The sequence below is a fragment of the Nocardiopsis sp. RV163 genome (assembly GCF_001029525.1).
In the GTDB taxonomy this organism is placed as follows: Bacteria; Actinomycetota; Actinomycetes; order Streptosporangiales; family Streptosporangiaceae; genus Nocardiopsis; species Nocardiopsis dassonvillei.
This window is the reverse complement of record NZ_LEKI01000003.1, coordinates 42,709-55,122: the sequence shown is the minus strand read 5'-3', so window position 1 is coordinate 55,122 and position 12,414 is coordinate 42,709. Positions and strand designations below refer to the sequence as shown.

The following is a 12,414-nucleotide window of genomic DNA, read 5'->3' as shown; positions in this document are numbered from 1 at the left end:
CACGAAGGCGTCGCTCTCCACCCCGCCCTTCCGCGGCGCCGACGCCGGGATCCGAGGCGCCGGCTCCGGACGTGAACGCGAGAGGCCCTTCCCGGGGGCGATTCCGGGAAGGGCCTCTCCTGTGCGGGGTCGGTCAGTCGGAGGACGGCTCCCGACCGGTCCGCGCCGTGTCCGCGGTGCCGACCGTGCTCGTCGGCTCCGTCGGGGACCCGGCCTCCGGGGCCCGTACGGGCTCCTCGGCCCTCCCGGTCCCCTCGGCCTCGGCGGACTCCGCTGCCGGATCGGGCAGGTCCAGGCTGTCCCGCAACTGGACCCGGGGCAGGAACAGCGCGAGCACCAGGCCGACGAGGGCGATGCCCGTGGCGAGCAGGAACAGGTCTCCGGTGGACGTGCCGTAGGCGCCCTCGACGATCTCGCGCAGGAACGGCGGCATGGCGTCCAGGTTCAGGGTGCCGGCGTCCCCGCCTCCGGCGGTGGCGCTCACCCCGGACTCGGACAGTCCGTCGGAGATGTTCGTGGAGACGCGGTTGGCCAGGAAGGCGCCCAGCACGGACACGCCCATGGTGCCGCCCAGGGTGCGGAAGAAGGCGACCGTTCCGCTGGCCGCGCCGATCTCGCGCAGCGGGACGGAGTTCTGCACCACCAGGACCAGGTTCTGCATGGACATGCCGACCCCCAGTCCCATCAGCACCATGCCCCCGCACACGATGAGCAGAGGCGTGGTCGCGTCGATGGTGGCCAGCACGAGGAAGCCCAGGGTCAGCGTGACCATGCCGGTGACCACGTAGGACTTGACCCGACCCGAACGCGAGACCATGCGCCCGGACACGGTCGAGGAGATCATCGTCCCCAGCATGAGCGGGGCGGTCAGCAGACCGGCCTCGGTGGGGGAGTAGCCGCGCGCCAGTTGGAAGTACTGGCCCAGGAAGACCGCGCCGCCGAACATCGCCATGCCGACCGCGGAGCTGGCCAGGATGGCGATGGCCGTCTCGCGCCGCATGACCAGGTGCAGGGGCACGACCGGCTCCGACACGCGCCCCTCCACCCACACGGCCAGACCGAGCAGCAGCAGGCTTCCGGAGACCATGGCCCCGGACTGCCAGGAGATCCACGCGAAGTCGTTGCCCACGAAGGTGACCCACAGCAGCAGGAGGCTGACGCCCGCCGCGATCAGCGCGGCGCCCGCGTAGTCCACCTTCGTGTCGGGGCGGCGCACGTCCACCAGCTTGAGCGTGCGGCTCAGCGCCACCAGGGCCACCAGCATGAACGGCACGCCGATGAGGAAGCACCAGCGCCAGCCCAGGCCCGGCAGGTCGGCCAGCAGACCGCCGATCAGCGGTCCGCCCACGGTGGCCACGGCCATCACCGCGCCGATGTAGCCGTTGAGGGTGCCGCGCTGCTTGGGGCTGACCATCGCGGCGATGATCACCTGTACCAGGACCTGCGAGGCGCCCATGCCCAGACCCTGCACGGCCCGGAACGCGATGAGCTGGCCGGTGGTCTGCGCGAAACCGCACAGCAGCGACGAGACGATGAACAGCCCGATCGAGAGCTGGAGCAGCTTCTTCTTGTCGAAGAGGTCGGCCAGCTTGCCCCAGACCGGAGTGGAGGCGGTGGAGGCCAGCAGGGTCGCGGTCACCACCCACGTGTACTGCGACTGACTGCCGTCCAGCGCCCCGACGATCTGAGGGAGGGCGACCGACACGATCGTGCTGCTGAGCATCGTCACGCCCAGCACTATGAGCAGGCCGCTCAGGGAGCGCAGGATCGAGGGTTGCCCGGTGTCGGGTAAGGGACGGGAAGTGCGCACGGATGGACCTCTGAGGGGAGAAGACGGGGCGGCGCGGGGGCCGCTGGACTACTGGGTTGCCGTGGGTGGCCAAAAATGTGCAGAAGAGGAATTTTTGCACCCACTGTAGAATATCACCGGGTTCACGATCCGAGGGCTGGCCAAACGTGGGAAAGGCGACATCCGTCCCCGGGAATGTCCGCGCCGTGCGCCGGGACGCTCGGTGCCGTCCCGCCCCCTCGCCCCTTGGCTCGCCCACTGCCGACCTGCGGCCTGCGCCACCCCTGGTCGGAGCGCCGTCGCGCCCGCGTGCCGCGTCCTTCGGGCCGGTTCCAGCTGGATGCCTGTCCCGAGGAGGGGCCCTCGGCGGCGGGGGAGGGGGCGAAGGCGGGGCCGATCCGCGCGCATGGCGCTTCCCCGATGGGGCAGACTGCCGAGGTAACCCTCGAAAAACTGTCTTCTCGAAAAGCGAGATAGAAGGACGCGCATGACATCCCTCCTCTTCGCCGCCTTCGCGCTGGCCCACCTGTGCCTGACCGTCTGGCTGGTCCGGCTGGCGCTCTCCCGACGTTCCCCGCACATCTGGTCGGCGGCGGCCGTGGCCGCCGGACTCGTCTACGACAACGGGATCGTGGCGCTGGGCTCCACCATCGGCGCCGGGGACCTCCTGCTCGCGCTGAACCTGCCGCGCTTCGTGGTGCACGCCCTGGTCACGCCGCTGCTGATCGTCTTCGCCGCCGGGGCGGCCCGCGACGCCGGGCTCGCCTGGGCCCGCCCGCGCGCGGTGCGCGCCGGGTTCTGGCTGCTGACGGCCGCGCTCATCGTCTACGGCGTCGTGACCGAACTCGTCGGGCTCGCCCTGGTGCCCGGCCGCGAGGGCGACGCGCTGCGCTACTCGGCCGCCGAGTCGGCCCCGCCGGTCCCGGCCGTGGCGACCGTCCTCGTGCTGCTCGTGGTCGGTGCGGCGCTGCTGGTGCGTGCGCGCAGCGGGTGGATGCTGCTGGGCGCCGCCGTCATGTTCGCGGTCTCTGCCGTGCCCACGGCACCGCTGGCGGTGGGCAACACGGGGGAGGTGGCGCTCATCGCCGGGCTCGCCCTCACCGCGCGAAGGGCTGGTCACGCCTCTTCCCATGCCCTGGCGTGACCTGCACGAACCCGTGCCCGAGCGGTGCGTGACGATCCGTTGAGAGAGCTTCGCAGCCGTTGAGAGCCGTTGGGAGGGGTTCCCGTCTCCCAAGAATCTCCCACTTCCGGATGGGAGACGGGAGCCTTGCACTACGTCGGGCCGAGGGCCCCGCCCCCTCGGTCTGGCTCCTCCAGCACCGGGATGAGCGGGTCGGAAGACCGTCTCCTTCTTGACCACGCAAAGTGACGAAGAAGGCTGCGCCGCTCTGCGGATACAGCACAACGGCGCCCTGCCCGTGTGGGCGTGGTCGTGCGTCGCGCTGTGATCGGCTCGGGTTGTGGCAGCTGACCGGTTGCCGTGGTGCCAGTGAGCCCTCATAAGCTGCCTAGAGTCCTCCGGCTTGGGTGTTCTGCGGGAGGGGTGTTGCGCTGAAGACTGAATCTGGATCAAAGACCGACTTGACCGCAAGAAGCCGTTCCGTGTTGGTGCCGTAGGCCTCGGTGACCTGCTTCTGGTGCTCAGGCCCGAGGAAGTTGACGTATCCGCCCGGGAATGAGTGCTGAGCCAGCGACTCGTGCACGGCCTCGGCCCATCGAAGATGTTCTTCGTCGCCGCGGCCATCACCCTCCCACAGTGCGATGAGTTCGACCATCCGGTGAGGTCGGCGCAAACCGAACGCTGTCGATGCGAGGTCAGGCAGTGTCGCAGCTCCGTGGAAGTCGTGTGCGAGGACCGCAGAGAAGGGTGAGGTGAATCTGCCAGCAGCGTCTTCAAGGCGGGCGCCGATGTCTTCGGAGATGTCCTGCACTGTCCTTGTCCGGATGGCTCCCCTTCGACCGACGGGGAACATCGCGTCCGTCGCCGCCAGGGTCGCCGAGCGAGCGACCGGCCCGATTTCTGCACTCAGCGGTGTCCCGAGCCGGGCCAGCGTGCGGACCGGGCCGTCGTCGGCGTCTCCCGCCGCGATGTCACCGGACCAGGTGGGTGCCACGTAGACCACGGGACACCCACTCGGGCCGGGCAGGAAACCGACGTCCACCGACAGCTCATCCGCGCTCTCCTGCCGGACCTCGCTGAGGTCAGCCAGTAGTCGGCGACTGTGCGTACCGGAATACAAGATGGTGCCGGAGACCACTGTCGGCACCGGATGCAATTGGATCCTCGCTGAGGTGACCACACCGAAGTTGCCTCCCCCACCACGCAAGGCCCAGAACAGGTCCGGATGGTGCTCAGCGTCGGCGTGTACCAGCGATCCGTCGGCGAGTACGACGTCGGCACCGAGCAGGTTATCCGCCGCGAGTCCGAAGCGCCCGATGAGCGGACCGTACCCGCCCCCGAGGGTCAGCCCGACTATGCCCACCGCCCCCGCTGTGCCCGTAACAGCCGTGAGCCCGACTCCTTCAGCAGCGGACACGACATCCGAGGACAATGTTCCGCCCCCTATTACAGCGTGCCGCTTCTCAACGTCGATACGGATACCACGCATGCCGGTCAGGTCCAGAACGATGCCACCAGGCCGGACCGCACGTCCCCAGAAGTCATGACCTCCGCCGCGTACCGATAACGGAACCTGATGGTCGCGGGCGGCTCGCACAACGGCCTGCACATCGGCCGTGCTCGTACACCGGACAACGACGCGCGGAATGGACTCCGCAGCGGCGTTGAACAGCGTGATCGCCCGATTGAATTCAGGGCCCGCTGTGTGGACCGAGCCGGTGCCAACGGTGGCGTGCAACTGAGCAGCAAGTTTCGGTTCGGCCAATGCCCGGCCGAAAGGATCGGGGTGATGTGAATGCACGGGTTCTCCAGGACGAGTGATGAACGATCGTGAGGTGCGATCGCCGCGAGTCGGTGTGTCGTCCGCCCTCTCCTCCTCAGGCAAAGCTCTGCTCCTCAACCGAGGCAACCTGCTCACGACGATTTTCCGGGTCCACTCGTTTGGACATGGGCCCATCGAGTCTTTATCTAGCATGGCTATGCTAACATGCCTGGCGTGCGGATCACCGAGGGGTCTGATGACCGTGCTGCACGCAGCCAGCACCACCCCCGGCCCGAAGGAACCGACCGACTCCAGTAGCTGGGCCTATGGGGATGGAAAGAGCGCTCGCCTCCCTCATCGCCGGCTCCACGACAGCGCATCCACCAGCTCGCACGGTGAACGCCGTGTGGGTCGAGGAGAAACACATGCCACGAGATCACCACTCCAGCCCATCCAGGCCTTCGACGATCGGGAGCGCCGGCAACGGCAATCGCGATGGCACGGCGGTCCTGCCACCGGGGCCGACCGAATACCACCAGTTCCTGCGTGCTCCTGGGTACCGCTGGTGGAAAGCCGTGCTGGCGATCGTGCTGATCCCCGTCGCCTATGTCGTGAGCACCTTGACGCTTACCTGGGGATTGACCTTCGTCTCCGAGTCGTTCGACCTCAGCCTGGTGCCGCCGGAGACGCCGGGCGACGGAGTGGTGACGATGAGCCCGGCTCGGCTGCTCGCCAGTAATCTCGCGATCGGATTGCTGATCCCAGTCTCCCTCGGCCTGCAGCGGCTCCTGTTCGGGCAATCCGGGCGATGGATGCACTCAGTGCACGGCCGCTTCCGGTGGAAGCTGGCGCTGACCTTGGCAGGCGCGCTGGTACCGGTGTGGACCGTATACGGCATCGTCTGGACGATGCTGAATCCCGAGGCGGCCGGTGTCAGCGGGCCATCGGCCACGCTGGTGAGCACCTTCACTCTGTTCGTGATCGTGCTATTCACCAGTCCCTTGCAGGCCGCCGGCGAAGAGTACGCCGCGCGCGGTCTGCTGGCACGCAGCTTCGGCTCCTTCACCACGCAGCCCGCACCCGCCCTACTGCTGGCCCTGCTTGCGCCGAACCTGATGTTCACCGTGATCCACGGTCTGGCAGACCCCTGGCTGTTCGTCTACACCTTCACATCCGGGCTAGCGTGCGCGGTGATCACTTGGCGCACCGGTGGAGTCGAAGGGGCCGTCGTGCTTCACGCAGTGAACAACACCATCCTGCTCCTGGTCGCCTCCTTCTTCTCCAGCGAGGTCACCATCGACCGCAGCTCCGGACACGGCGAGGCGATGGTGCCCGGCATCCTTCTGATGGTGCTGGCCGCCGCGGGGGTCTGGCTCTGGGCGCGGCGCCGCGGTATCGCCCGCTCCGCCGATCCGTTCGGTGACCACCCGACAGGCGAGTGAATTCCTGGGGTGCATTCATCGGCTCGGACCCACATACCGCAAGGAGCTACTACATAGCGTCCAGCTTGGCAGCCAGCGCATCGCCAATACAGCTCATCGGTCTCCGGGCCCTGGATAACCGCTAGTGCTGTGACCGGGAAGGTTCACCGGGTTGGTGGCACCTGCCAGGGTTAGACCCGACACTGCGCCTCCGCCCCCAGAAGGCACCCGGTGGCCGAGCCCGTCCGAGCCCGCAGACTCACCCCATCCGAAGGACGAGAACTCCAGCGCATCGTCCGCCGGGTCAGCACCGACACCGTGCGCTACCGGCGGGCGATGATGGTCCTGGCCTCATCCAGCGGCGACACCGTCCCCGCGATCGCCCGCCTGGTCCAAGCCCACGAGGACACCGTGCGCGAGGTGATCCACCGCTTCAAACGGATCGGCATGGGCTGCCTGTACCCGAACTGGGCGGGAGGCCGTCCCCGCCTACTCACCCGCGAGGACGAAAAACTCGTCGTCCAGACGGCCACCACCGGCCCCACCAAGCTCGGCCAACCCTTTACCCGCTGGTCGCTGCGCAAGCTCGCCACCTACCTGAACACGAGACGCGCACACCCCGTCCGCATCGGCCGCGAGCCCCTGCGCACCCTGCGCCACCGGCACCTGGAAGGTGACGCCCTTCCCCGAGTTGGACGCCAAACCCGACCGGATCTAGCGCGTCACCACCCACTTCCCCGACCGGATCTTCGCCTTTGACGAGTTCGGCCCGCTCGGCATCCGCCCCGACCACGGCGCCGACTGGGCTCCGCGAAAACCCCCGGACCGGATCCCGGCCGCCTACCACCGCACCCACGGGGTGACCTGCTTCCACGGCTGCTACTGCGTGGGCACCGAAACCCTGTGGGGCACCAACCAACGGCGCAACGGCGCGAACAGCACAATCACCGCGCTCAAGTCGATCCGCGCCGCCCGCCCCGACGGTGCTCCCGTCTACGTCCTCTTGGACAACCTGTCCGCGCACAAGGAGGACCCCAAGATCCGCGCCCGGGCGGCCAGGAACAAGGTCGAGTTGTGCTTCACCCCGACCTACGCCTCCTGGGCCAACCCGATCGAGGCGCATTTCGGGCCGCTGCGCCAGTTCACCATTGCCAACTCCCCCCGACCCAACCGCACGTTGCAGACCCGGGTCCTGCACGCCTACCTGCGGTGGCGCAACGCCAACGCCCGCCATCCGGACGTGCTCGCGGCCCAGCGCCACGAGCGCGCCCGGGTACGCAGTGAGGAAGGCGTCCGCTGGGAAGGAGGGCCGGTCGACCTCGCGGCCCGATCCTCAACCCGCTGAACCTTCCCGGTCACAGCACTAGGCAGCGGGAGGACACCCATAGTTTCCACCTTCCGGACCGCATGGTGCTGATATAGGAAAGTGCTTATTTCGCGACCTGTGGTACGGCGTTCGAACCGCCGCCTGACCCGTTCTCGCCCCACCGCCAGCCACGGGTGCGCGATCCCGTCGGGGCAGGCGGTGGCGAACGCTTGGTCAACGGCCAGGGTGTCCTCGTGCAGGTCCATCCGTAAGATCTGGCCGTCTTCAACCAAAGGTGCATGGCCGACGGCGTGGTGAACGTTCTGCCGGACGACGCTATCGTGTGCGTGAAGGTCCCCGGAAGGATCACGTCACCCTCGTCGACCAGGAATTACTCCAGAATCAATCAGCTCTTGCCTGGCAAGTAATGGGGCCGCATCGCGGCGAAGAAGGAGGCAACCTCCTGCTGACGGTAACGGCGGCCGGTCCAAGGCAATGTGTCGCTACCCGGGACTTACCAGTCGATCTGGTCCCCGAACGGCTATGGAGCCCATTCGCGTCCTGTCCTCCCAAACGACCCACGAACTACTCAACCACAGGGCGTGGCTTCGGTTTGTCTGTTGCCAGCGCCCTGTCCTCTCCTGCTGTTCTTGTGTGTCTTGTTCGTCGCCAGCCAAGGAGATACGGATGCCTCGCCGCGGGGTGGGTCACCGTTGATGGAGCCGGACCGTCAAGGGTTCGAGGCGGTTCCGTTGACATGCGGATAGGCGTCGCGGAGACGCTGTACGGTGGATGTCACCACGGCGCGCACATCGGACTCTTGCAAAGGCGCTGAGCGCAGTGAGGCGCTAAGCGAGAAACCTTCGACGAGGGTGACCAGGAGGGATGCTTCCCGTTGGAGTGCTTCCTCGTCGATGGCGCGGTCGGCCAGGACCTCACGCAGGATGGAACGGATCGCCGTGCCTGCCGCGACAGATGTCGCAGCGATCTCAGCTCCGATCTCCGGGTCGGTGCGCCCCAGTACTCGGTACTCGACAAGGGCGGTGTTCTCCTTGAGTTCCTGCTCGGTCGTCGGCGCGGTGAATGTGATCAAGTCGACGATCCGGATCGCCGGGTCGCTGGACAACTGGGGGGCGCGATTCTGCGCGCGTTGGATCAGGACGCTCAGTGTGAACCGCATCACCTCGCTCAAGGCGTCCCCGAAGTAGTGCCGAATGCTCCCGATCGCGAAGCCGCTCCGGGCAGCGATCCGCGCGAGGGTGACGGACCGGAGGCCGTGCGCGGCGATCTCCTCGATCACCGCGTCGGCGACTTCTTCCCTGCGTACGTCAGGATCCACTCGTTTGGGCACGCCCCCAGTTTAGCCGAAACTAACATGAGCATGCCGGGCTTGTAGCATGAAAATGCTGAAAAGAGTACGCCTTCCGTTGGCGACCTGTGGGTGTGCATCGTGAACGGCCGTGCCATCCCGCAGATGACCAGTCACCGCAGGGCCTGTGGGGGCTCGCGCCAGTCGATGGGAGCTCGGAGGAGGAGTGGCGGGTCTACCCCGGCTCCAGGGGCGGAGTTCCCTCCGTTTCGTACATCCCCTCATTGCAGCGCACGCGGTTCACGGCCAATCTTGGTGACGAATCGATCGTGAAGGTCGACATCGGTCACGCGTCAGGCCGCTTCGCGTGAGGTCATTCGGTTCGTGTGACCGATGGCGCGGCCCATCGTGTTCCGAATCATGAGGCCTGCGCGGGTACTGGGCACCATGATTCTGGAGACACGGCCGACGCGTCGCTGCCGCGGTCGCACTTCGCGGCGGAGCCGCGACTCGTAGGCGGCGAAGCCACGGGCGTGGTCTCCACGGTGGGAGGCGAGTTCTTCCGCGAGGGCATACGCTCCCGCCATCGCCATACTGGAGCCGTCGCCGAGCAGGCCTGTGGCGGCCGCCGCATCTCCGAGCAGTACAACTCGTCCGCGGGACCACGAGGGCATCCGGACGGTCGTCAGGGAGTCGAAGAACGGGGCTGGGTGGTCGAGGTAGGCCGCTACGAATTCCGGCGCCCGCCATCGCACGTCGGCGTACGTCTCGGCCACGGTCTGCTTGTGAAGGGCGATGTTCTTGCGGTCGTGGATCCCCTGTCCTGTGGCCCGGAAGGTGAATATCGCTAGTGGGGTATCGCGGGAAGGGTGGATGACCAGCATCCGGTTTGGCACGGTCAGCATTGTCAGCTCGCTCGGGTCGTCCACGGCGTCCGGTTCCAGAGGGACCGTCGCGCCGTAGAGACCCAGATCGCTCACGAACTGCCGTTCGGGTCCGAACACGAGACGCCGCATGGTGGAATGCGTCCCATCGGCACCGACCACCAAGTCGAAACGCCGTGGCGCGGACCGCCTAAAGACGACGTCGACTCCGCCTTCGTCCTGTTCGAGTGCGGTCACGGTGTCGTCGAACACGAACTCCGCATCGCCCTGCGCCGCTCGGTGGAGCACCTGGGACAGGTCGGCCCGGGTCACCTCGACTGTCGGCGACCCCCCGGAATAGGGGAGCCTGAGGACTCGTTCGCCGGCTGGGTCGAGCAGGGTCAACGACCGGTTGCGGGTGGCGAGCTGGCGGAGCTGCGGAAGAATCCCCATACGCTCGGCGACCGGTGACGCGGGCCCCTTCACGACGATCGCACTGCCGCCGGAGCGCAGTTGTCGGGCGTACTCGACGACGGTCGGCCTGTATCCATTCCGCGCGAGCCAGAAGGCTAGCGCCGGCCCTGCGATTCCGGCACCGAGTATCAACACCTCGGGCTTCTTCATGACCACACCTTCCTCTGATCGTTGACGGCTATCGTTCAGCCGCCCAAGGTACGGTTGTTTTCGTACCTTGGTCGAGTAGAGCACGTCCCGAGGTTCGATGCAAGTCGTACCTGAAGGAGCCGTTCGTGGCCAGTAAGAACAGCGTCGGCCTGGGGGTCGATGCGCTTGATCTGGGCGTGGTGCTTCACCCTTCGGCGGACGGGCATCGCCGTGCCCTGATGACGGAGTCGGCCGTTGACCACACCCCGCCGACGGCTCCCACCGTGCTCGTGACGGCAGTGGGCCCCACCTTCTCGTCGGTGGAGACGACATCCGAGGGCCACGCCCCACCTCCGATGGGGGCGTGTCGCCTGTCGGCGTCTACCCGAGCCCACCGCATGCCGGTCAGATCCAAGACGGTGCCGTCGGCGCGGTGGGCGATGGTCGCTTTGATCCCACGCCGACGCAGGTGGGCCCGGTTGGCGCGGCTGGAGTAGGCCTTGTCGCCCAGGACCCGGTCCGGGCGGGTCCTGGGCCTGCCCACGCTGCGGGCCAACCGCAACGCGGCCATCAACGGCTCGAACATCGGGCCGTCCCCGCGCTGGCCCGGCGTGGTGGCCAGCACCAGGGGCCGCGGGCCGGAGTCGGCGAGCAGGTGGACCTTGGTGGTCAGCCCGCCCCGGGGGCGGCCCAGGGCCTGGGCCCCGTCCGGTTCGTCCCGCGCTATCTCCCCTTTTTCGCCGCTCCGGCGGCGTGCTGGTGGGCCCGCCCCGCGGTGGAGTCGATGCCGACGATGAGTTCCTCGCCGCTGTCGGCGTCGATACGCAGCAGGTCGGCGATTCTCTGCCAAGTGCCGTCGATGGACCAGCGGCGGTGGCGGCCCGCGACGGTCTCCCAGGGGCCGTAGCGTTCGGGCAGGTCCCGCCAGGGGATGCCGGTGCGGGCGCGGAACAGGATGGCGTTGATGACCTTGCGGTGGTCGGCCCACTTCTTGCCCTTGTGAGGGTCGGCGGGCATGAGCGGGGCGAGCAGGGCCCACTCGGCATCGGAGAGTTCATGACGACCGGCCATGACACGACCCTGTCAGAGCAGGCCCCACCACACACCCACTTCTACAAAACAGTGCCTAGGCCGCGGTCGAGGTCGCCCAGTCCCAGCGCACCACCGTCAAGGGCGAGAAGACCGCCGCCGCGGTGGTCTCCAAGCTCACGGAGGAGGTGATCGCCCTCGAGACCGAGTTCGCCCAGACCGGTACGGCCATCGAGGGCCGGTTCTGCGAGCACGAACAAGCTGCGATGATCACCAGCCATGCCGGGGATCGGCAACCTGCGTCGGCCGCGGCGTTACAGCCGGCGCCTGCTGCGAGTCTTCTACACGTTCGCCCAGGTAAGCACCCGCTGTTGCCCGGCCTCGAAGGCGTTCTACGAGCGCAAGCGGGCTGAGTGCCAACGGCATGTCCGGGCAGTGCTCGCGTTGGCCGGGCGTCGGGTCAACGTGCTCTGGGCGATGCTCCGCGATGGTCGTCCCTACGTGGCCTCGCCTGTCACACGGCTGTCCGCGGCGGCCTGAACCACTCGCGGTCGGTTACCGTTCGGGGTTGACAACTTCATCGGCAGTCCTCTCGGTGATCTCTTGACGTCGTGCGGTTGCTGCGCCGGGAAGGAACGTTCGTCGACCGCGGTCCGGCGCCGGACGACGAACAGCGTCGGGCCCCGACCCGCTTCTTCGCCCTCGCGAGTGCGCGACCGCCCGGAGCTCAGACGGCGGCGAACGCCTGTTCGATGACGAGGGTGTCCTCGTACAGGTGCATCCGGACGATTCGGCCGTCCTCGACCACCAGGTGCAGGGCCGACGGCGTGGTGAACTTCCTGCCGGATGATGCGATCACGTGCGTGAAGGTCCCCAACAGGATCACGTCTGTCTCGTCGACGACGAATCGCTCGAGGGTCACCTCACTCTCACCCGGCGCGTAGTGGGGCCACATGGTGGTGAAGAAGGAGGCGACGTCGGCCCGCCGGGTACGACGGCCCGTCCACGGCAAGGTGTCGCTGCCCGGGACGTACCAGTCGATCTGGTCCGCGAACAGCTTCTGGATGCCCTCCGGATCCTGCCGGACCAGGCGCTCCACGAACTGCTCGACCACGGCACGGGGGCTCTTGGTGTCTGCTGCCATCGTCTTTTCCTCTTTCGCTCTCGTGCGTCATGTAGTCGCCACCGCAGGAAGCACGGCCGCCGTCT

10 protein-coding genes and 1 pseudogene are annotated in these 12,414 nt (G+C 67.5%); 3 read left to right on the top strand and 8 right to left on the bottom strand.

What is annotated here, in order from left to right; all coding sequences use genetic code 11:
- Positions 1 to 133: 133 nt before the first annotated feature.
- On the bottom strand, positions 134 to 1,738 hold the full coding sequence (locus tag ABD54_RS01185) for an MDR family MFS transporter (RefSeq protein ID WP_200904020.1): 1,605 nt from the start codon (positions 1,736 to 1,738) through the stop codon (positions 134 to 136).
- A 538-nt stretch (positions 1,739 to 2,276) separates the two neighbouring features.
- Between ABD54_RS01185 and ABD54_RS01180 the strand changes: the two genes are divergently transcribed.
- Positions 2,277 to 2,933: a hypothetical protein gene (locus ABD54_RS01180; RefSeq protein WP_047867556.1), complete on the top strand. Its 657-nt coding sequence runs from the start codon at positions 2,277 to 2,279 to the stop codon at positions 2,931 to 2,933.
- Positions 2,934 to 3,300: 367 nt separating this feature from the next.
- Here the strand turns inward: ABD54_RS01180 and ABD54_RS01175 are convergent, their stop codons facing one another.
- The gene (locus tag ABD54_RS01175; RefSeq protein ID WP_200904015.1) at positions 3,301 to 4,797 is read right to left on the bottom strand and encodes an FAD-binding oxidoreductase; all 1,497 of its coding nucleotides are present in this window, start codon (positions 4,795 to 4,797) and stop codon (positions 3,301 to 3,303) included.
- Between the two features lie 281 nt (positions 4,798 to 5,078).
- Between ABD54_RS01175 and ABD54_RS01170 the strand changes: the two genes are divergently transcribed.
- Complete coding sequence (locus ABD54_RS01170; protein ID WP_160313067.1) at positions 5,079 to 6,116, top strand: CPBP family intramembrane glutamic endopeptidase; 1,038 nt, start codon at positions 5,079 to 5,081, stop codon at positions 6,114 to 6,116.
- Positions 6,117 to 6,326: 210 nt separating this feature from the next.
- Positions 6,327 to 7,440, top strand: a pseudogene (locus ABD54_RS29455) (IS630 family transposase).
- 691 nt (positions 7,441 to 8,131) lie between these two features.
- Here the strand turns inward: ABD54_RS29455 and ABD54_RS01160 are convergent.
- The 6 genes from ABD54_RS01160 to ABD54_RS01140 form a co-directional block, all read right to left on the bottom strand.
- On the bottom strand, positions 8,132 to 8,752 hold the full coding sequence (locus tag ABD54_RS01160) for a TetR/AcrR family transcriptional regulator (RefSeq protein WP_047867555.1): 621 nt from the start codon (positions 8,750 to 8,752) through the stop codon (positions 8,132 to 8,134).
- 311 nt (positions 8,753 to 9,063) lie between these two features.
- On the bottom strand, positions 9,064 to 10,197 hold the full coding sequence (locus tag ABD54_RS01155; protein ID WP_047867554.1) for an FAD-dependent monooxygenase: 1,134 nt from the start codon (positions 10,195 to 10,197) through the stop codon (positions 9,064 to 9,066).
- Between the two features lie 184 nt (positions 10,198 to 10,381).
- Entirely contained in the window at positions 10,382 to 10,849 is a 468-nt protein-coding gene (locus ABD54_RS28475; RefSeq protein WP_327136384.1) for a transposase, read from the bottom strand.
- Between the two features lie 50 nt (positions 10,850 to 10,899).
- Positions 10,900 to 11,247: an IS5 family transposase gene (locus ABD54_RS01145; protein ID WP_047867553.1), complete on the bottom strand. Its 348-nt coding sequence runs from the start codon at positions 11,245 to 11,247 to the stop codon at positions 10,900 to 10,902.
- A 55-nt stretch (positions 11,248 to 11,302) separates the two neighbouring features.
- Positions 11,303 to 11,479 carry a hypothetical protein gene (locus tag ABD54_RS28255; protein ID WP_160313066.1) on the bottom strand — a complete coding sequence of 59 codons (177 nt, stop codon included), beginning with the start codon at positions 11,477 to 11,479 and terminating at the stop codon, positions 11,303 to 11,305.
- Positions 11,480 to 11,932: 453 nt separating this feature from the next.
- Positions 11,933 to 12,349, bottom strand: a complete 417-nt coding sequence (locus tag ABD54_RS01140; protein WP_047867552.1) for a nuclear transport factor 2 family protein — start codon at positions 12,347 to 12,349, stop codon at positions 11,933 to 11,935.
- Positions 12,350 to 12,414 lie beyond the last annotated feature (65 nt).